This window comes from Streptomyces sp. NPDC020875 (genome assembly GCF_040641415.1).
Classification (GTDB): domain Bacteria; phylum Actinomycetota; class Actinomycetes; order Streptomycetales; family Streptomycetaceae; genus Streptomyces.
In genome coordinates this window covers 87,401-105,024 of record NZ_JBFADP010000005.1, presented here as the reverse complement: position 1 = coordinate 105,024, position 17,624 = coordinate 87,401, and the positions used below count along the sequence as shown (strand labels likewise).

13 protein-coding genes and 1 pseudogene are annotated in these 17,624 nt (G+C 71.7%); 7 read left to right on the top strand and 7 right to left on the bottom strand.

Going from position 1 to position 17,624, the window contains the following annotated elements:
- Nucleotides 1-108: 108 nt before the first annotated feature.
- Together AB0G74_RS04635 and AB0G74_RS04630 are read left to right on the top strand one after the other, a co-directional pair.
- Nucleotides 109-1,044, top strand: coding sequence for a VCBS repeat-containing protein (locus AB0G74_RS04635; protein ID WP_361140692.1), 936 nt, complete (start codon nt 109-111; stop codon nt 1,042-1,044).
- Nucleotides 1,045-1,589: 545 nt separating this feature from the next.
- Complete coding sequence (locus AB0G74_RS04630; protein WP_361140689.1) at nt 1,590-2,558, top strand: acyltransferase; 969 nt, start codon at nt 1,590-1,592, stop codon at nt 2,556-2,558.
- A gap of 70 nt (nt 2,559-2,628) precedes the next feature.
- Here the strand turns inward: AB0G74_RS04630 and AB0G74_RS04625 are convergent, their stop codons facing one another.
- Nucleotides 2,629-5,586, bottom strand: a complete 2,958-nt coding sequence (locus AB0G74_RS04625; RefSeq protein ID WP_361140686.1) for an FG-GAP-like repeat-containing protein — start codon at nt 5,584-5,586, stop codon at nt 2,629-2,631.
- Between the two features lie 151 nt (nt 5,587-5,737).
- Nucleotides 5,738-6,133: a MerR family transcriptional regulator gene (locus AB0G74_RS04620; protein ID WP_361140854.1), complete on the bottom strand. Its 396-nt coding sequence runs from the start codon at nt 6,131-6,133 to the stop codon at nt 5,738-5,740.
- A 71-nt stretch (nt 6,134-6,204) separates the two neighbouring features.
- Here AB0G74_RS04620 and AB0G74_RS04615 point away from each other — a divergent pair, with 71 nt between their 5' ends.
- Nucleotides 6,205-7,134, top strand: a complete 930-nt coding sequence (locus AB0G74_RS04615; RefSeq protein ID WP_361140683.1) for an NAD(P)-binding domain-containing protein — start codon at nt 6,205-6,207, stop codon at nt 7,132-7,134.
- A 153-nt stretch (nt 7,135-7,287) separates the two neighbouring features.
- Nucleotides 7,288-8,172, top strand: a complete 885-nt coding sequence (locus AB0G74_RS04610; RefSeq protein WP_361140680.1) for an SDR family oxidoreductase — start codon at nt 7,288-7,290, stop codon at nt 8,170-8,172.
- A gap of 322 nt (nt 8,173-8,494) precedes the next feature.
- Here AB0G74_RS04610 and hutI read toward each other — a convergent pair whose 3' ends face one another.
- The 4 genes and pseudogenes from hutI to hutU all read right to left on the bottom strand — a co-directional run.
- Nucleotides 8,495-9,700 carry an imidazolonepropionase gene (hutI, locus tag AB0G74_RS04605; RefSeq protein WP_361140677.1) on the bottom strand — a complete coding sequence of 402 codons (1,206 nt, stop codon included), beginning with the start codon at nt 9,698-9,700 and terminating at the stop codon, nt 8,495-8,497.
- 35 nt (nt 9,701-9,735) lie between these two features.
- Nucleotides 9,736-11,112 carry a formimidoylglutamate deiminase gene (locus AB0G74_RS04600; RefSeq protein WP_361140852.1) on the bottom strand — a complete coding sequence of 459 codons (1,377 nt, stop codon included), beginning with the start codon at nt 11,110-11,112 and terminating at the stop codon, nt 9,736-9,738.
- On the bottom strand, nt 11,109-12,305 hold the full coding sequence (locus AB0G74_RS04595; RefSeq protein ID WP_361140850.1) for an allantoate amidohydrolase: 1,197 nt from the start codon (nt 12,303-12,305) through the stop codon (nt 11,109-11,111). Before AB0G74_RS04595 ends, AB0G74_RS04600 begins: the two co-directional genes overlap by 4 nt.
- A 167-nt stretch (nt 12,306-12,472) precedes the next feature.
- A pseudogene (hutU, locus tag AB0G74_RS04590) lies at nt 12,473-14,140 on the bottom strand (urocanate hydratase); the annotation flags it as partial.
- A 158-nt stretch (nt 14,141-14,298) separates the two neighbouring features.
- Here hutU and AB0G74_RS04585 point away from each other — a divergent pair.
- The 3 genes from AB0G74_RS04585 to AB0G74_RS04575 all read left to right on the top strand — a co-directional run bounded on the left by AB0G74_RS04585 (nt 14,299) and on the right by AB0G74_RS04575 (nt 16,661).
- Nucleotides 14,299-15,813, top strand: a complete 1,515-nt coding sequence (locus AB0G74_RS04585; RefSeq protein WP_361140674.1) for a diaminopimelate decarboxylase — start codon at nt 14,299-14,301, stop codon at nt 15,811-15,813.
- Between the two features lie 194 nt (nt 15,814-16,007).
- Complete coding sequence (locus AB0G74_RS04580) at nt 16,008-16,409, top strand: roadblock/LC7 domain-containing protein (RefSeq protein WP_361140672.1); 402 nt, start codon at nt 16,008-16,010, stop codon at nt 16,407-16,409.
- Nucleotides 16,410-16,451: 42 nt separating this feature from the next.
- On the top strand, nt 16,452-16,661 hold the full coding sequence (locus AB0G74_RS04575; protein ID WP_361140669.1) for a hypothetical protein: 210 nt from the start codon (nt 16,452-16,454) through the stop codon (nt 16,659-16,661).
- A 391-nt stretch (nt 16,662-17,052) separates the two neighbouring features.
- Here the strand turns inward: AB0G74_RS04575 and AB0G74_RS04570 are convergent, their stop codons facing one another.
- Nucleotides 17,053-17,616 carry a hypothetical protein gene (locus AB0G74_RS04570; RefSeq protein WP_361140667.1) on the bottom strand — a complete coding sequence of 188 codons (564 nt, stop codon included), beginning with the start codon at nt 17,614-17,616 and terminating at the stop codon, nt 17,053-17,055.
- Nucleotides 17,617-17,624 lie beyond the last annotated feature (8 nt).

The following is a 17,624-nucleotide window of genomic DNA, read 5'->3' as shown; positions in this document are numbered from 1 at the left end:
TCCGTCCCGGCCCCTCGGGGACCGGACCGCTGATCCGAGGGAGCCGCACCCCCGCCAGGGGTGCGGCTCCTCGCGTCATATCCCTCTTCACTCACGGAAGTGGCCTCCATGGCAGCACCGATCAACCGCACGGGCGCGCTCTCCCGTGTCACCGTCGCCGCCCTCACCGCCGCCCTCGTCGCCACCGGCACCAGCGCCGTCGCGGCCGACAACCCGGGCTCGGCGCCTGCCCCGGCGGGCGATGTCATGTCCGCCGAGCGGGCCCAGCTCGCGAAGCAGCAGCGGGTGGGCGCCCGCAGTACCGCCAAGGCCGCCGCGACGGCCGAGTACCGCTTGCTGCGCGGCATATCCGGCGGAAACCTCTATCTGTACGAGCCGGACGGCCGGGGCGGCTACGGCCCCCGGTTCCATCTCGCCACCGGCGCGGAGACCGTCACCAACGCCGCCCAGGCCGACAACGACTTCGACGGACAGGCCGAGGCGCTCTGGCTCTGGCTCGACGACGGCACCCTCAGCTACGGCACCGCGACCACGTCCCTCACGGTCGGCGGCGGCTGGAACATCTACGACAAGGCCATCTCCCCCGGCAACCTGGGCGGCGCGGCGTCCGCCGATCTGATCGCCCGGGACAAGTCGGGCGATCTCTATCTGTATCTGGGCTACGCCAACGGCAAGGTCGCCCCCCGCGCCAAGATCGGCACCGGCTGGAACATCTACAGCCAGATCGCCGGCGTCGGCGATCTCACGGGCGACGGCAAGGCCGATATCGTCACCGCCGACAAGTCCGGCGTGCTGTGGATCCACCCCGGCAGCGGCGACTACAAGAAGCCGTTCAAGCCGCGCGTCAGGATCGGCGGCGGCTGGAACACCTTCAACGCCCTCGTCGGCGTCGGCGACCTCGACCGGGACGGCAAGAGCGACATCATCGCCCGCGACAAGACGGGCGGGCTCTTCCGCTACTCCGGTACGGGTGTCACCAACGCGCCCTTCAAGCCGATGGCCAAGATCGGCACGGGCTGGAACACGTACCGCCTGATGTACTGACGCCCGGTTCGCCCCGGACGTCGTACGCGAAGCCGCTTTCCCCGCCGGGAGGGCGGCTTCCGGCATTTCCGGGAGCGTCTCGCCGGTCTGGCGGCAAAGGGAATGATCTTTCCGGCCGCCATATGAATGATCACGCGATAGGCACAACTATCGGGCAGGAGTGAGGGTCGAACCCAGTACTCGCCCGTAGCGGCCGGTCACACGGGAATGATCCGCCGAAGCTCGGGCAGTCGACCCCCGTCGGTGGCCGGTTCACCGTCGGGACAAGGACTTTCCGTGTCCGGACGCGGGGCCCGGATTCCTTGTTGACCGAGTCCCTGCGTACCCGCGGAGAAGTACGAGTGCGACTAATGCCTACATTTACTGAATCGCCACATCGTGTACCTCATGGGCATCTTGCTTCACCGTCCGCCGGGGCGAATGGTCATCCGAGACATCCGACGGCGGACGGGGACCCGAACCCGGACCCGGCGCGTCAGGCGGGCGGGAAGCGGCGGAGCGAGCGGCTGTACGTTCTCGACGGGCTGCGGATCGGGGCCGCGCTCATGGTCGTGCTGTATCACTACACCGCGCGCGGCGGCAGTTGGCGGCAGCCGGTGAAGGATGTCTTCCCGGAGATCTACCGGTTCACCGCCTACGGCTATCTCGGGGTCCAGATCTTCTTTGTGATCAGTGGCTTCGTGATCTGTATGAGCGCCTGGGGCCGCCCGGTGAAGAGCTTCTTCGTCTCCCGGGTGGTCCGGCTCTATCCCGCCTACTGGTTCGCGGTGATCGCGACCACGGTGACCCTGATGGTGGTCCCGGGCGGGCGGCGGCGGCTGCCGGGGAACGACGTACTGGTGAATCTGACCATGCTCCAGCAGCCGCTGCACGTCCGGCATGTCGACACGGTCTACTGGACCCTCTTCACCGAGCTGCGGTTCTATCTGCTCTTTCTGATCGTCGCCTGGTTCGGGCTGACCTATCGGCGGGTGATCCTCTTCTGCTGCGTCTGGGGCGCGGCGACCCTGCTGGTGGCCGAGGCCCCGCACGGGCCGCTGCGGCTGCTGCTGATCCCCGAGTACAGCTGGTTCTTCATCGCGGGTATGGCGTTCTATCTGATGTACCGATTCCAGCCGAATCTGCTGCTCTTCGGCATCGTCGGGGTGTCGTTCCTGGCCTCGCTCGGGCCCACCGTCGACGAGTTCCAGCAGCTGTCGTTCCTCGCGGTGAAGTCGGTCTGGCCGGTGACAGCCGTCATGGGGGTCTTCTTCGTCCTGATGGCGCTGGTCGCCACCCGCAGACTCTCCTGGATCAGGTGGCGCTGGCTGCCGGTCGCGGGCGCGCTCACCTATCCGCTGTATCTGCTGCACCAGGTGATCGGCTGGGAGCTGATCCATTTCTTCGGGCAGCGGGGCGTGGACCCCTGGGTGCTGGTGGGGACGATCACGGCCGCGATGCTGATCGTCTCGTATCTGGTGTTCCGGTTCGTGGAGACCCCGGTCAGCCGCTATCTGAAGCGACGGCTCGCCTGAGCCGGGCGGGAACGGAACCGCCGTACCGTCCCGGGCGGGGACGGTACGGCGGCCGGAGCGGGCGGGCGGGTCAGACGCGGACGTCCGCCTTGGTCCAGTTGGACGAGCCATTGGCGACCTGACCGAGACTGGTCCACTGGTTGTTCAGATCGTTCCGGTACGCGGTCATCGCGCCGTTGACGCCCAGGACGAGATAGTCCGCACGGCCGTCACCGTTGTAGTCGGCGAACCGCACATCCTCCTTCGTCCACTGTGAGGAGCCATTCGCGACCTGACCGAGACTGGTCCACTGCTTGTTCAGATCGTTCCGGTACGCGGTCATCGCGCCGTTGACGCCCAGGACGAGATAGTCCGCACGGCCGTCACCGTTGTAGTCGGCGAACCGCACATCCTCCTTCGTCCACTGTGAGGAGCCATTCGCGACCTGACCGAGCGATGTCCAGGACGAGCCGGTCCCGGCATAGCGGTAGGCCGAGGTCGCGCCGTTGGATCCGAGAACCAGATACTCCGCGCGACCGTCACCGTCGTAGTCGGCGAACCGCACATCCTCCTTCGTCCAGCGGGACGAGCCGCTAGCGATCAGGCCACGATCCGTCCACTGCCCGTTGCCACGGTTGTGATACATCCGCACGGATCCGTTCACGCCCAGCACCAGATAGTCGGCCCGACCGTCACCGTCGATATCCGCGAACCGCACGTCCTCCTTGGACCAATTCGAGGAACCCTTGGCGAAGCCGGGCAGATTGGTCCAACTGGCGTCGCCGTCGTTGCGGTAGGCGTTCACCGCGCCATTCGGCCCCATGACCAGGTAGTCGCTGCGAGCATTGCCGTCGATATCCACGTCGTAGTCGCCCAGTTGCCTCCCCGAAGGTCCGGGGATGCCTGGCCCGGGGGTGACCGTCACCTGCGGGACGATCCAGCCCTTTGCGAATGCGGCGGCCAGCCCCTTGAAGAACGCGTCGGCCATCTTCTGGTATCCGGCGCTGTTGGGATGGAGGTTGTCGGGCAGGTCGGCCGCGACCACGGCACCCATCTCGACCAGTTCCACCTTGCGCTGCTCACCCTGTGCCCGGGTCACGAACCTCCTGATCTCGGCGTTGTATGCGTCCACCAGTGGCTGCTTTCCGGCGTTCGTGTTGGGCACGATCGTGGCCAGCAATACGACGGTCGCCGGAGAAGCGGTAGTGATCCGGTCGACCAATCGAGTGAGCCGGGCCGGGGCATCCTGCACCGCATGGTCCCGGTTGATGTCGTTGGTGCCGATGTGCAGGGTGATCACATTCGGCTTCGCCGCCACCAGCCAGTTATCGATGTTCTCGGTTATGCCATCGATCATCCAGCCGGAGTGGCCCTCGTGCTGTGAGTCGACATGGCTGCCGGCCTGCTGGGAACCGACGAAGTCGAGTTCCGTCGCATGGGGTTCCAGTCTGTCGCGGAGGATCTTGCGGTAACCCTCACATCGCTCGCGCCCGACTCCTCCGGCGCAGGTCGAACTGCCGACACCCAGGGTGATCGAGTCCCCGAGCGGCATCACGGCCAGCCGGGGCGCCTTCCAGACCGGTGTGCCGCCCTCTCCGGGCACAGCCGGGGTGCCACCGTAACCAGGCGTGTCAGCGTGGTAGGTGAAACCTTGGAATTCGAGTACCGCGGCCATCGGGTCGCCCGACTTGTACTGGTCGACGGCGAGGAAGTTCGGCTTCTTGCGCGCGGCGGGCATACAGAAGCGACCGGCCCGGTTCGCCAGCTTGGAATTATCGTTGGCAGCGGTCGGCGCGGTGGGGTATTTCCGGAAGTGGTTCATCACGAACAGCCGCCGGAACTTCTCCTCCTCCTGGACCAACGGGATGTGGCCCCATCGGGTCTCACAGGTCCAGTCGGCCTCGAAACCGGGCATGCCCATATCCCAGTAGTTCTCGACCGTCCATTCCGGCTGGTATCCGATACCGAGGTACTGGCGGCCGTTCTCACTGGAGAAAATCAGCAGACGCTTCCCTGAGTTCACCATCTGGGAGACCTTCGGCCATCCGTTCTCCCTGACCCCCTCCTTCGCGGGGTCGAAGATCAGGTCTCGGAGACCAGGCACGGCGTTCAGATCCTGTTCCAGCCGTCCCGACCCCGTGTAGTCCTCCAGGAAGATCGTCACAATATCGTCAGTGTTGTCCACCTGTGCGTTCTTCGTCCGCATCCAGTCGACAACATCCGCCAGGATCGACACCGTCGGCGCATTCCCGAGGAAGCAGTCGCCGTGACAAACCCAGGTACCCGGACCCTGGTACGGGTTGTACACGTCGAGCATCAGCCCCCGTACACCGTTCTCCAGCTGCTGCCGGACCGAGTGGGGCTGCGCCGGAATGCCCGGCAGGGAGACGTCCTCCGCGTTCCAGAACGCGTTGTGAGTGGTCAGCTGGGTGACCTGGTCGAAGGTCAGATCACCCACCGGTCCCGTTACCGTTTTCCGGGGCGGGTCGATCGGAGTGACGTACCAGGCGTAGTAGTCGTCCGGACTGGCCGGAGTGAGCTGGGCGAACAGATTGTTGTCCATTCGCTCGGACTGGAGCATCCGGGACCGGTCCGATGTCAGGATCCGGTACTTCTCGCCGCCCATGCTCTCGAAGACGAATTCCGTATCGGGGCCGCAGGCCCGCATCACCGTAACGGCGACGTCGGGTGTGGTGGTTCTGGCGAGGCACAGCCCGCCACGGGTGATGCGATGGTTTCCGTTCGACTGCTTCTCCAGGCGGACCTGCTGCTGGTCCTCATTGCCCTTGGGCGGCGTAACCATGGCCACGGGTGACGGCCGGGCACTGATCATCCCCCCGTTCGCCACATTCGTCAGATAGACGTCCGTGGCCGTATGCGGTTCCGCGGGCGCGGCCTGCGCGCTCGGCGCGGCGGCCAGGAGTCCGCCCGCCGTGAGCAGTCCGGCCGCCATCACTCCGGCCAGGGCCTGGGCGAGTACCCGGTGGAACGTCCGGCGCGGTCCTGAGGACGGCCGCCGTTCCCCGCTCCGCGAGAGTCCCGGTCTCATAGATCACCTCTTAATGGGACATGACAATGCGTCAACCGGCTGCGCCGGTCCGCAACTTGGCGCGGAGATAGAGGGACGGACAGACGGTTGCGTTCCACTTGTGGGGAAGGTGTCGGAACCCGGGGCGCCCGAGAGGCGGTGCGGGGGCGGGTCAGCCGTCCGCCGCGAGACAGATCTCCGCGCCCGTCGCGTCCACCCCGGGCGCGGCCGCGACCAGCGCGTCCAGCGCCGTACGGGCCGCCAGCAGATCCGCCATCGCCCGGTCGATCCGTTCCCGTTCCCGTTCGAGTCCGGGCACCAGCCCGGAGCAGGCGGGCACCAGCCGTTCCCCGTCGGCGACGGTGCACGGCAGGAGTTCGGCGATGGTCCGGGTGTTGAGCCCGGCCGCCAGCAGCATCCTGATCCGGCGCACCGTATCCGTGTCGTCCTCGGCGTACTCCCGGTATCCGCCGGTGCCGCGCCTGGGCCAGAGCAGGCCCTGCTGTTCGTAGTAGCGGAGCATCCGCTGGCTCGTCCCGGTCCGCCGGGCGAACTCCCCGATCCTCATCCCCATGTGTCCGGTCACCGTCCGCGATCGCGTTTGACTCTCACACCGGTGTCAGACTTTAGCCTCCGGGCATGACATCACTTCAGCCGAACAGTGCTCCCCTTCCGCCCGTCGCCGTCGTCGGACTCGGCCCGATGGGCCTCGTACTCGCCGAGACGTATCTCCGCGCCGGACACCCCCTGACCGTCTGGAACCGGACCGCGGCCCGCGCCGATGACCTGGTCGCCCGGGGCGCCCACCGGGCCGGCTCCGTGGCCGAGGCGGTGGCCGCCGCCGGGGTGGTCGTCGTCTGTACCAAGGACTACGAATCGCTGTACGACGCCTTCGGCGACCTCAAGGCCCCCGAAGCCCCCGGCCGGGCCCGCCCGCTGGTGGTCAACCTCAACTCCGGCACCCCCGAGGAGGCGCGTACCGCCACCACCTGGGCGGACGAACGGGGGTTCGACTACCTCGACGGCGCGATCATGGTCCCGCCGCCGCTGGTCGGCTCCCCCGGCGCGGTCTTCCTCTACAGCGGCCCCCGCGAGCACTTCGACTCCGCCCGGCCCGTGCTCGAAACCCTGGGCGACCCCCGCTATCTCGGCCCGGACACCGGGCTCGCCGTCCTCTACAACACGGCCCTGCTGGAGATGATGTACGCCCAGATGAACGGCTGGCTGCACGCCGCCGCGCTGGTCGGCTCGGCGGGCGTACCGGCGGCCGACTTCGCGGAGCTGGCCCTCGGCTGGTTCGCCCCGGCCGTCCTGGCGCCCGAGGGCCTGCGGGAGGGGGCGGACGAGCTGGACCGCGGCGAGTACCCCGGTGATCTGGGCACCCTGCGGATGAACCTCACCGCGATCGACCACATCGTCCGGACCAGCCGCGAGGTCGGTGTCCCCGACGACCAGCCCCGGCTGATGCGGGAGATCGCCGAACGGGCGGTCGCGGCCGGGTACGGGGACCTGAACTACCTGTCGGTGTTCGAGACCTTCCGGGCGGCCGGGAGCGCCGTGGGCCGGTGAGCACCGCCCGGGCCGTACGGCCGGTCCGGCTTCCCCCGGACGGCCGTACGGGCGGGCCGGATCGCCGCCCCGGGACTGCGGGCCCGGCGTCCGTCGCCGACACTGGGCGCGTACGCGTATCCGTACGCCGACCCCGCCGGAAGGATCCGTGCCATGACCGCAGCCGCCCCCGCCGAAACCGTCGTCGCCGTCACCGGCGCCTCCGGACAGCTCGGCGGGCGGGTCGCCCGGCGGCTCGCCGAGCGGGGCGTCGGCGTCCGGCTGCTCGGCCGGGACCCGGAACGGCTGCCCGAGCTGGCCGGGGGCACGAAGGAGCGGATCGCCTCGTACGGGGACGAGGACGGCATGCGCCGGGCGTGCGCCGGGGCCCGGACGCTCTTCCTGGTCTCGGCGCACGAGGACCCGGGGCGGGTCCGGGAACACCAGATCGCGATCGACTCGGCGGTCGCGGCGGGGGTGGACCGGGTGGTCTATGTGTCGTTCCTCGGCGCGGGGCCCGAGTCGACGTTCACCTTCGCCCGCGACCACTGGTACACCGAGGAGTACATCCGCGCGTCGCCGCTGCGGTACACCTTTCTGCGCGACAGCCTCTACCAGTCGGCGATCGCCTCGATGGCCGGGGCCGACGGGGTGATCCGGGGTCCGGCCGGAGCGGGCCGGGTCTCCGCCGTCGCCCACGACGACGTGGCGGACGCGGCGGTCGCCGTACTGCTCGGCGAGGGCCACGACAGCGCCGTCTACGACCTGACGGGGCCGACGGCGTTCACCCTCGCCGAAGCCGCCGCCGAACTCTCCCGGTTCGCGGGCCGGAGCGTCACCTACGTCCCCGAGACCCGGGCGGAGGCATACGAGTCCCGGGCCTCGTTCGGGGCGCCGGAGTGGGCGGTGACGGGCTGGGTGACATCGTACGAGGCGATCGCGTCGGGTGAACTCGCGACGGTCTCGGACGCGGTCACCCGCCTGACGGGCCGCCCGGCGCGCTCCTTCCCGGACGCGCTGCGCGCCCACCCGGAGTGGTACGCCTCCCTCCGCGCCTGACCCGCGCGGCCCCGCCGCCCCCGAGCCCGGGCCGCGCCCGGCGACTGAAGCTAGTTCGCGGGCCGCACCACCGTCGTGGCTTGTCGCGCAGTTCCCCGCGCCCCTGAACACCTCCACCTGCCCCTTTCTTGCGAGCAAGCCCGCCTCCGGTGCCGGGTCCCCTTCCCAAGGGCGGTGCTGGGGAGAGCATTTAGGGGCGCGGGGAACTGCGCGAACAGCCACGACGGTGGTGCGGACCGCTGACGACATCAGGCTGCCGGGCGAGACCCGGCGTTGTGGGCCTCACCCGGAGAGCCGAGGCACAGGGCGCGGCCCGGAGGGGCTACCCCGCGAGGCTCACCCGTCGCGTCAAAGCGCCCGCGCGCCAGACCTGCTGGATCAGGGGGACTCCCGGGCGGTACGCCAGGTGGACCGGGCTCGGGGCGTCCAGGAGGGCGATGTCCGCGCGGGCGCCGGGCGCCAGGCGGCCGATGTCGGTGCGGCGGAGGGCCGCCGCGCCGCCCGCCGTCGCCGACCAGACCGCCTCGTCGGGCGTCATGCCCATGTCGCGGACCGCGAGGGCGATACAGAACGGCATGGACGAGGTGAACGACGACCCGGGGTTGCAGTCGGTGGAGAGGGCGACCGTGGCGCCCGCGTCGAGCAGCCGCCGGGCGTCGGGCCACCGGGCCCGGGTGGAGAACTCGGCCCCGGGGAGGAGGGTGGCGACGGTCGTGGCCCGGGCGTCGGCGAGGGCGTCGATGTCGGCGTCGGTGAGGTGGGTGCAGTGGTCGGCGCTGGCGGCGGCGAGTTCGACCGCGAGTTGTACGCCGGGTCCGGGGCCGAGTTGGTTGGCGTGGACGCGGGGTACCAGGCCGCGGGCCGCGCCCGCGGTGAGGACGGCTCGTGCCTGGTCGCCGTCGAAGGCGCCCCGTTCGCAGAAGACGTCGACCCAGCGGGCGTGGGGCGCGCAGGCGTCGAGCATGGGGCCGGTGACCAGGTCGACGTAGCCGGCCGGGTCGTCGGCGTATTCGGGGGCGACGACATGGGCGCCGAGATAGGTGACCTCGTCGGTGTGCCGGGCGGCGATCCGCAGGGCGCGGGCCTCGTCCTCGACGGTGAGTCCGTAGCCGGACTTGGTTTCGAAGGTGGTGGTGCCCTGGCGGAGTGCTTCGGCGAGGTAGCGGGTGATGTTGGCGTCGAGTTCGTCGTCGGTGGCGGCCCGGGTGGCGGCGACGGTGGTACGGATGCCGCCCGCCTCGTAGCGGCGGCCGGACATCCGGGCGTTGAATTCGGCGGTCCGGTCGCCCGCGAAGACGAGGTGGGAGTGGGAGTCGACGAAGCCGGGGATCGCGGCGCGGCCTCCGGCGTCGTACCGCCGGTCGGCGTCGGGCGCGTCGGCCGCCGGGCCCGCCCAGACGATCCGGCCGTCGGCGGCGTCGATCACGAGGGCGGCGTCGTGGAGCAGCCCGAGGGGTGTGGTGTCGTCGCCGAGCCCGGGGGTGTTGGTGACGAGGACGCCGATGTCGGTGATGAGGGTGGTGGTCATGCCGGGCTCCTTGCCGGTGGGACGGCGTACGGGGGTCACGACATCACCGCCGCGATCGCCCGGACCAGTTCCCCCGCCGGGTCCGGTACGGAGCGGTGGATTCCGTCGGCGACGACGGTCCGGCCGCCGACGACGACGTTCCGTACGTCGGCCGCCGTCCCGGCGAAGACGACGGCTTCGGCCGCGAGCCGGGGCACGGGGCCCGCGGTGCGGACGGTGTCGAGGGCGATGGTGGTGAGGTCGGCGGGCGCGCCGGGTTCGATCCGGCCCGTGTCGGGGCGGCCGAGGGCGGCGTGGCCGTTCCCGGTCGCGGCCCGCAGCAGGGCGGCGGCGGTCCAGTGGCCCCGGGTCCTGGTGCGGAGGCGTTCGTTCAGCTCCATGGCGCGGGCTTCTTCGAGGATGTCGATGACGGCGTGGCTGTCGGTGCCGAGGCTCAGGGGGCTGCCCGCGCGGCCCAGGTCGGCGGCGCGGCCGATGCCGTCGGCGAGGTCGCGTTCGGTGGTGGGGCACATGCAGACCCCGGCTCCGGCGGAGCCGAGGATCCGGATGTCGTCGTCGGTGAGGTGGGTGGCGTGGACGGCGGTGGTGGTGGGTTTCCAGAAGCCGTGCCGGTCGAGGAGGCGGGTGGGGGTGGTGCCGTGGACGGCGAGGCACGCCTCGTTCTCGGCGGGCTGTTCGGAGAGGTGGATATGGACGGGGGCGCCGTCGGTGCGCCGGGCGAAGGCCGCGTAGTCGTCGGTTTCGGCGAAGGCGCGGACGGAGTGCACGGCGGCCCCGATCCGTACTCCGGCGCGGTCGTCCTCCCGTTCCCGCAGCCGGGTCCACCGGTCGTACCAGGCGTCGGCGGAGCCGTCGCCGAACCGGATCTGGGGGCCCGTCAGCGGGGTGTGGCCCCCGGTGGTGAGGCCGCCGTGCAGATAGACGGTGTCGAGGAGGGTGATCCGTACGCCCGCGTCCCGCGCGGCCTCGATCAGGGCGAGGCCCATGGCGTTGGGGTCGGCGTAGGGGCGGCCGTCGGGCGCGTGGTGGAGGTAGTGGAACTCGCCGACGGCGGTGATGCCCGCGAGCGCCATCTCGGCGTAGACCGCGCGGGCGAGGGTGTAGTACGTCTCGGGGGTGAGCCGGGCGGCGATCCCGTACATCACCTCGCGCCAGGTCCAGAAGGTGCCGGAGCCGACCTGGACGGTGCCGCGGAGGGCCCGGTGGAAGGCGTGGGAGTGGGTGTCGGCGAGGCCGGGGACGGTGAGTCCGCGGAGTTCGCGGGCGCCGGGGGGCGGGGTGGGGACGCCGGTGCGGACGGTGGAGATCCGGCCGCCTGCGGTGATGCCGACGGCGACGCCGGGTTCGGCGTGGTCGCCGAGCCAGGCGTGCTCGGCCCACAGGACGCTCTCGTCCGCCCCGGCCGCCGTCATCGCGTTCCGCACGCCAGCCCCTCCACCACGTCCGCCAGGGCCAGGACACCGGCCACGCAGTCGTCCTCGGCCGCCGACTCGGCCGGGGAGTGGGAGATCCCGGTCGGGTTGCGGACGAAGAGCATCGCGGTCGGTACGGCCCCGGAGAGGATGCCCGCGTCATGGCCCGCCCCGGTGCCGAGTACGGGTACGGAGCCGCCGAGGAGCCGGTCGAGTTCGTCGCGCAGGGCGTGGCCGAACTCGACGAGGGGCGTGAAGGACTCCCGTACCACCGTGACGTCGACCCCGTCGCGGGCCGCCCGTTCCCGGGCCGCCGTCTCGATGGCGGCGACCATGGCGTCCAGGGTCTCGGGGTCGGCGGCGCGGGAGTCGAGCCAGCCCCGGACCAGGGACGGGATGGCGTTGACGCCGTTGGGTTCGACGGCGACTTTGCCGAAGGTGGCGACGGCGCCCGCGGCTTCGGCGGCCCGGCGGGCGGCGAGCACGGTCTCGGCGTAGCCCAGCATGGGGTCGCGGCGGTCGGCGATCCTGGTGGTGCCCGCGTGGTTGGCCTCGCCGGTGAAGTCGAACCGCCAGCGGCCGTGCGGCCAGATCGCGGAGGCGAGGCCGACCCGGTCGCCGCTGAGGTCGAGGGCCCGGCCCTGTTCGATGTGGAGTTCGACGTACGCGCCGATCCGGGCGAGCCGCCCGGGGTCGGGTCCGATGGCGGCCGGGTCGTGTCCGGCCCGTTCCATGGCCTGGGGGAGGGTGATGCCGTCGGCGTCGGTGAGGGCGTACGCGGCCTCCCGGGTGAGCTGTCCGGCGGCGAGCCGGGAGCCGACGCAGGCGAGTCCGAACCGGGCGCCCTCCTCGTCGCCGAAGTTGACGACGGCGAAGGGCCGGGTGAACTCGGCGCCCCGGCGGCGGATCTCGTCCAGCGCGGCGAAGGCGGAGACGACGCCGAGGGGGCCGTCGTAGGCGCCGCCGTCGGGGACGGAGTCGAGGTGAGAGCCGGTGACGACGGCGTCCCCGGCGGCCGGGTCGCCGAGCCAGGCCCACTGGTTGCCGTTGCGGTCGGTCTCGTAGGCGAGGCCCCGGGTCTCGGCCTGGGCCCGGAACCAGGCGCGGCAGTCGGTGTCGGCGCCGGTCCAGGCGTGGCGCCGGTAGCCGCCGCTCGCCGGGTCGCGGCCGATGGGGGCCAGCTCGCGCCACATGGTGTGGAAGGAGGGGGTGGTGGCGGGCGTGGTCACGCGTCGCCCTCCCCCGAGCCGGAACCGGAGCCCGAGCCCGAGCCGGTGCCCGAGCCGGAGCCGGAGCCGGAGCAGGTGCCGGTGCCCGAGCCGGTGCCGTCCGTACGAACGGCTCCGGCGGGTCCGGGTTCCTCGCGCATCGGGATCCGTACGCCCCGCGCCTCGGCGACCGTCTCCGCGCTCTCGTATCCGGCGTCGACATGGCGGATGACGCCCATGCCCGGGTCGTTGGTGAGCACCCGGCGGACCTTCTCGCCCGCGAGCGGGGTGCCGTCCGCGACGGTGACCTGACCGGCGTGGATGGAGCGGCCCATGCCGACGCCGCCGCCGTGGTGCAGGGAGACCCACGACGCGCCGGAGGCCACATTGACCATGGCGTTCAGCAGCGGCCAGTCGGCGATGGCGTCGGAGCCGTCGAGCATGGCCTCGGTCTCGCGGTACGGGGAGGCCACCGAGCCGCAGTCGAGGTGGTCGCGGCCGATGGCGAGCGGCGCGGCCAGCTCCCCGCTGGCGACCATGTCGTTGAAGCGCTCCCCGGCGCGGTCCCGTTCGCCGTGGCCGAGCCAGCAGATCCGGGCGGGCAGCCCCTGGAAGTGGACCCGTTCGCCCGCGAGCCGGATCCAGCGGGCCAGGGACTCGTTCTCGGGGAAGAGTTCCAGGACGGCCCGGTCGGTCTTGGCGATGTCGGCGGGGTCGCCGGAGAGGGCGGCCCAGCGGAAGGGGCCCTTGCCCTCGCAGAACAGGGGCCGGATGTAGGCGGGTACGAAGCCGGGGAAGGCGAAGGCCCGGTCGTAGCCCGCGAGTTTCGCCTCGCCCCGGATGGAGTTGCCGTAGTCGAAGACCTCGGCGCCCGCGTCCATGAAGCCGACCATGGCCTCCACGTGCCGGGCCATGGACTCCCGGGCCCGGGTCGTGAACCCGGCCGGGTCCTTGGCGGCGGCGCCGGCCATATCGGCGAAGTCGACGCCGACGGGGAGATAGGCGAGCGGGTCGTGGGCGGAGGTCTGGTCGGTGACGATGTCGATCGGCGCGCCCTCGGCGAGCAGCCTCGGCAGTATCTCGGCGGCGTTGCCGAGGAGTCCGATCGAGAGGGGGCGGCGGGCGTCGCGGGCTTCGACGGCGAGCCGCAGGGCGTGCTCGACGGAGTCGGCCCGGACGTCGAGATAGCGGTGCTCGATCCGGCGTTCCACGGCCCGGGGGTCGCAGTCGACACAGATCGCGACACCGTCGTTCATGGTGACGGCGAGCGGCTGGGCGCCGCCCATGCCGCCGAGTCCGGCGGTCAGGGTGATGGTTCCGGCGAGGCTGCCGCCGAACCGTTTGGCGGCGACGGCGGCGAAGGTCTCGTAGGTGCCCTGGAGGATGCCCTGGGTGCCGATGTAGATCCAGGATCCGGCGGTCATCTGGCCGTACATGGTGAGTCCGAGGGCTTCGAGCCTGCGGAACTCCTCCCAGGTGGCCCAGTCACCGACGAGATTGGAGTTGGCGATCAGTACCCGCGGCGCCCATTCGTGGGTCTGCATCACCCCGACCGGGCGGCCGGACTGGACCAGCATGGTCTCGTCGGCCTTGAGGGTCGTCAGGGTACGGACCATGGCGTCGAAGGAGCGCCAGTCGCGGGCGGCCTTGCCGGTGCCGCCGTAGACGACGAGCCGGTCGGGGTGTTCGGCGACCTCGGGGTCGAGGTTGTTCTGGAGCATCCGCAGGGCGGCCTCCTGCTGCCAGCCGAGGGCGGTCAGCTCCGTACCGCGCGGGGCGCGCACGGGGCGGGGCCCGGCTCCGGGTGCGGCTCCTGACATGGTGTGCCCTCCTCGTTACGGCGTCCTCGGCGTTCGCGGCGGCCGTCCGAGTGCGGGCGCGCGACCACGCGCCGACTCGAACTATTCACATCCTGATCTCATGAATAGGACTAGTCAACACTCGCGCCGGGACGGCACCGGATGATTGGCTGGGCCATATGACTCTCGAAGGACGGGACGGGCAGCCGGGTCACGACGGCCGGGACGGACAGGACGTACGGGACGGATCCGGCGGGCCGGATGCGCCGCACGCGCCCGGGGCGACCGGTCCCGGGTCGGACATCGCCGGGTCACTTGCCGCCACGTCGCCCGCCGCGCTCGACCGGGCCCGCCGCCGGGACGCCGCCGTCCGCGCCGCCGTCGAACAGGGCCTGCTCACCGAGGAGGAGCCGGTCGTCGCCCTCCTCGACACGGCCGGGATCCGGTCCTCGGCCGCCGCCCTCCACTCGGCCTTCGCGGCCGTCACCGACGCGCCCGTCCTGCACGCCTTCGCCGTGAAGGCCGCGCCGCTCGTCCCCGTACTGGCCCTGCTGAACGCCGCCGGTGTGGGCGCCGAGGTGGCCAGCCCCGGTGAGCTGGCCCTCGCCGGGGCCGCCGGGATACCGGCCGGCCGGATCGTGCTGGACTCCCCCGCGAAGACCCCCGGCGAACTGCGCGAGGCTTTGAGGCTGGGGATCGCGGTCAATGCCGACAACCCGGCCGAAGTCGCCAGACTGGACGCCCTGCTGGCCGCCGGACCCACCGATTCCCGGCTCGGACTCCGGGTGAACGCGCAGGTCGGTGGGGGCGCGATCAGCGCGCTCTCGACGGCGACCGCCACCTCCAAATTCGGCTTCGCGCTCCGCGACGAGGGCGCGCGGGCGGCCCTGGTCCGGCTCTGTCTGGACCGGCCGTGGCTGACCCGGCTGCACACCCACTCGGGTTCCCAGGGCGTACCGCCCGAGCGGATGGCCGAGGGCGTACGCGAGGTCTACGAACTGGCCGAGGAGATCAACGCGGCGGCCGGGCGGCGGCAGATCGACACCGTCGACATCGGCGGCGGACTGCCGGTGAACTTCGGCTCGGACGAGGAGACGCCGACGTACGCGGAGTACGCGCGGCTGCTGAAGGAGCGGGTCCCCGGGCTGCTCGACGGACGGTACGGCCTGGTCACCGAGTTCGGCCGGTCCCTGCTGGCCAAGCACGGCCTGATCCTGACCCGGGTCGAGTACGCGAAGGTGTCCGGCGGGCGGCCGATCGCCCTCACCCACGCCGGGGTCCAGGTGGCGACCAGAACCGTGTACGACCCGAAGTCCTGGCCGCTGCGGATCGCGGCGTACGACGCGTCGGGGCGGCCGAAGCGGGGCGCCCCGGTGGTCCAGGACGTGGCGGGACCGGCGTGCTTCGCGGGCGATCTGCTGGCGCGGGCCCGGCCGTTGCCGCCGCTGGCCGAGGGCGATGTGGTCGCGGCGCTGGACACGGGCGCGTACTACTTCTCCAACCACTTCGGCTACAACAGCCTGCCCCGGCCCGCGGTGTACGGCTTCCGGACGGCACCGGCCGACACCGGATCCGACACCGCGTCCGGCGGCGGGTCCGAGGTGTCGTTCGCCACCGTCCGGGCAGCACAGACGGTGGCGGAGATCGTGGCGGAGTCCGGCGGCGACCGGGCGGACGCGCTGCTGGAGCAGTGATCGGCCACTGACCGGCCACTGATCCGCCGCCGGGCCGGCCGTCTCGGGGCGGGGCACTGTACCGGGCCGGTGGCATGTTCCGCCGGAAAATGCCAGTAACTCCTTCCGCATGCCGCCACGTTGCGTAGCCTGCTCGTCACCGCCGTACGACCGGGCCGCGACGCGGGGACCCGCGCGCGGGGAGGAGGCAAGTGGTGGCGGCCGAGGAGAACGTACTCGCCGAACTCAAGCGCCTGAGAAAGCGGATGCCGCAGCTGACCGGCGTCCTCGCGGCAGGCACCAACGGACTGGTGCTCGGCGCCGATGCCGGTAACCCGGAAGGCGTGGCGGCCCTGACCGCCGTCGCCCTCGGGGTCTGCGTCCGGCTCTCGGAAGCGGGCGGCCAGGGCCGCTTCCAGGAACTGCTCGTCCGGGGCGAACGGGGGTACGTCGCCGCCTACGCGGCGGGCTCCCAGACCGTACTGACCCTGCTCGCGGGCCCCCGGGTCAACATCGACCGGCTCCATCTGGAGGCCCGCCGCTCGGGCGCCCGGATCGGCGACCTCGTCGACGGCCCCACCGCCCGCCTCCGCCCGCGCCCCCACCTCGGCGCCTGACGGCCCGTACCACCGAGCACCACCCCGAGGAGAACCCCCGCGATGACGACCGGCGAAAACCTCAACGGCCACTCAGCCGACTGGGTCGACCCCCGCTACACCGAACTGGCGGCCCATGTCGACCGGGAGGTCGTACTCGCCTTCCGCTGCCGCACCCGGATGCCGTGCACCCAGTGCGGCGCACTGGGAGTCCGCATCGTCCTCCCCGGGGGCACGGCGTCCCCCCTCTCAATCCCCTGCCTAGCCTGCTGACCCCCGGGCGGGACCTTCCGGACCCCCTGCGCCCGCTTCATGACCGGGTCGGGGAGAGCATTTAGGGGCGCGGGGAACTGCGCGAGCAACCACGGGCGGCGCGCGGTCGCCCGACTGGCTCGCCCGGCTGGGCGGGTGGCGTGGGCCTCACCCTAAGGACCAAGACGCTGGGGGTCCCCCCATTGCCGAAGGCACAGGGGGCGGAACTGCGCGACAAGCCACAGGCGGCGCGCGGTCGCCCGACTGGCTCGCCCGGCTGGGCGGGTGGCGTGGGCCTCACCCTAAGGACCAAGGCGCTGGGGGTCCCCCCATTGCCGAAGGCACAGGGCCTCCGGGAAGGGGGTCTCCAGGGCGGCCGGTCAAGAAAAGGGCGGCGCACCCCGACCGGAGGTCAGCGGCGGCGACGGCCCCCGCCGAGCGCCGCGTCGCCCGCCGCGACGCCGGTCGTACGGAACCCCTTGACGGGCTCGCCGACGGCACCCCGTCCGGTCCAGTCCGTACGGAGCCACAGCAGTTGCTCCGTATCGCGCTCCCGGCGGCCGAGCCAGAGCGCCTTCGCCCAGAGCCCGGCGCCCACTCCGGCCAGTGCCAGACCTATCGCGCCGGGCAGGGCGAAGGAGCTGACGACTGCTATCGCGAAGGCGCCGACCAGCCACCAGCGCAGGGCCTTGCGGCGGAGCCGCAGCGTCACGGCCCGGTCCTGGAGGACGTCGCCGCGCCCGGCCCGGGTCGCGGTGTCCGCGAAGTGGGTGTAGCGGCGGCGGCGTACGACGGAGGTGACGGCGAGCGCCACGATGAACAGGGCGGCCCCGGTGAGCAGCCCGATCCGGCGGCCGGTCAGCCCCGGCACGAGGGCGCCCACGGCGGCGCCCAGGAGTCCGAGCCACCACAGGGGGGCCGCGCCCGCCCGTACCACCACCGCCACTCTCGCCAGCGAATGCGCCCCGCGCCCCACGCCCGCTC

Excerpts from the sequence above, each read along its gene's own strand:
- AB0G74_RS04635 (WP_361140692.1), top strand. The coding sequence starts at position 109 with ATGGCAGCACCGATCAACCGCACGGGCGCGCTCTCCCGTGTCACCGTC.
- AB0G74_RS04630 (WP_361140689.1), top strand. The coding sequence starts at position 1,590 with ATGGTCGTGCTGTATCACTACACCGCGCGCGGCGGCAGTTGGCGGCAG.
- AB0G74_RS04625 (WP_361140686.1), bottom strand. The coding sequence starts at position 5,586 with ATGAGACCGGGACTCTCGCGGAGCGGGGAACGGCGGCCGTCCTCAGGA.
- AB0G74_RS04620 (WP_361140854.1), bottom strand. The coding sequence starts at position 6,133 with ATGAGGATCGGGGAGTTCGCCCGGCGGACCGGGACGAGCCAGCGGATG.
- AB0G74_RS04615 (WP_361140683.1), top strand. The coding sequence starts at position 6,205 with ATGACATCACTTCAGCCGAACAGTGCTCCCCTTCCGCCCGTCGCCGTC.
- AB0G74_RS04610 (WP_361140680.1), top strand. The coding sequence starts at position 7,288 with ATGACCGCAGCCGCCCCCGCCGAAACCGTCGTCGCCGTCACCGGCGCC.
- hutI (WP_361140677.1), bottom strand. The coding sequence starts at position 9,700 with ATGACCACCACCCTCATCACCGACATCGGCGTCCTCGTCACCAACACC.
- AB0G74_RS04600 (WP_361140852.1), bottom strand. The coding sequence starts at position 11,112 with ATGACGGCGGCCGGGGCGGACGAGAGCGTCCTGTGGGCCGAGCACGCC.
- AB0G74_RS04595 (WP_361140850.1), bottom strand. The coding sequence starts at position 12,305 with ATGTGGCGCGAGCTGGCCCCCATCGGCCGCGACCCGGCGAGCGGCGGC.
- AB0G74_RS04585 (WP_361140674.1), top strand. The coding sequence starts at position 14,299 with ATGACTCTCGAAGGACGGGACGGGCAGCCGGGTCACGACGGCCGGGAC.
- AB0G74_RS04575 (WP_361140669.1), top strand. The coding sequence starts at position 16,452 with ATGACGACCGGCGAAAACCTCAACGGCCACTCAGCCGACTGGGTCGAC.